This is a genomic window from Streptomyces acidicola (assembly GCF_009377235.1).
GTDB lineage: Bacteria > Actinomycetota > Actinomycetes > Streptomycetales > Streptomycetaceae > Streptomyces > Streptomyces acidicola.
This window is the reverse complement of record NZ_VMNX01000527.1, coordinates 1-1,273: the sequence shown is the minus strand read 5'-3', so window position 1 is coordinate 1,273 and position 1,273 is coordinate 1. Positions and strand designations below refer to the sequence as shown.

General features: G+C 76.2%; 1 pseudogene. It reads right to left on the bottom strand.

Annotated elements, in window-relative coordinates:
• Window positions 1-1,127: pseudogene (locus FPZ41_RS47740) on the bottom strand (hypothetical protein); the annotation flags it as partial.
• Window positions 1,128-1,273: the final 146 nt, after the last annotated feature.

Here is a 1,273-nt window from a genome sequence, read left to right as displayed (position 1 = left end):
CCGCTGGACTGCGTGGCCTCCGGGGCCGGGGCGGGGGCTGCCGCCCCTGGGCCTTGCGCCGGGGCCGGTGTGCCGCTCGTGACGGGGGTGACTCCCTGCTCGGGCGGGGCCGAGGGCTGAGGGGAAGCGGGCGGCATGGTCGTGCCATGGGGCGCGCCGACGGCGGGGCCGGGCATTCCGGGCGCCGGAGCCTGCGCCGCAGCGGCGGGCACTCCGTGGGACGGGGGCATCTGCGGAACGGCCGTACCGTGCGCGGGAGTTCCCGGGTGCTGAACCGGCGGCGCGGGCGCCCACGGCCCCGGCTCGCCGTAGGGCGGGGTGCTGTAGGGATCGGGGTCGTGCAGCGGCTTGGGCCGCTCTCCGAAGACGCCTGCGGGGGCGTCCGCACGGGCGCCTTCCTCGCTGCCCCGGGGTAGGTCGGCTTCGGGTATGGGGAGGGAGGCCGCGTCGCCGGCGGGCGCGGCGCTCGCCGGTACGGCATCGGTGGGTACGGGGTGACCGGCGGCCTCGGCCACGCTGCTCGCCTCGGTCACCGCACCGGACACGGGCTCGGGCTTGGAATCGAGTACAGGCGGGGGGGCGGGCTCGGAACCGGGCGCGGGCAAAGGTGCAGGTGCGGACGCGGGCATGGGCGCAGGCGTCGCGGCAGCAACCGGCCGTTCGAGCTCGAAGTCGCCCTCACCGCCTCGCTCTTCACGCACCACCGCAGCACGGCTCTCGCCCCGCACAGCCCTGCCCTCGGGCCGGGCCAGCTCGAAGTCGCCGTCGGTCGCCGCAGCATCGTCGGGAGCCGCCTCGTCCGGGCGCCGCAACTCGAAGTCGCCGCCATCGTCGCCGCCGCCGACGTCAGTTGCTCCCGCCCTCACCGTCACCGCCGCACTCGCCTCCGCCGGACCGGCCACGCCGTCCTGAACCACCGCCGAACTCGTCACCGCCGCACTCTGGCCGGCCGGGGAACCCTCTGTCGGGCCCTCGGTGCCCCTGAGGCCCGGCTCCGTGCCCCGGCCGTCCTCCGGCCCCGACGGCACATTCACCGCAGTCATGTGCTCCGGCGTCAGGTCGGCCTCCGTGCCCTGGGCTCGGGGGCGGCTCCACCACTTCGCCTTCGTGGGCTTCCCCTGGTTCATGCTCTCCCCACACCTGGCCCGCGGCACGACTCGCCGGCGGTCATGACAGATCGTCGACTCCGCGTCCGGGGTCACCCCGGCGGACGCGGCCCAGCATGGATTCAACCAGGTTCACGGGCCGCGGCGCAGTGAACGGGGGTCAGGGG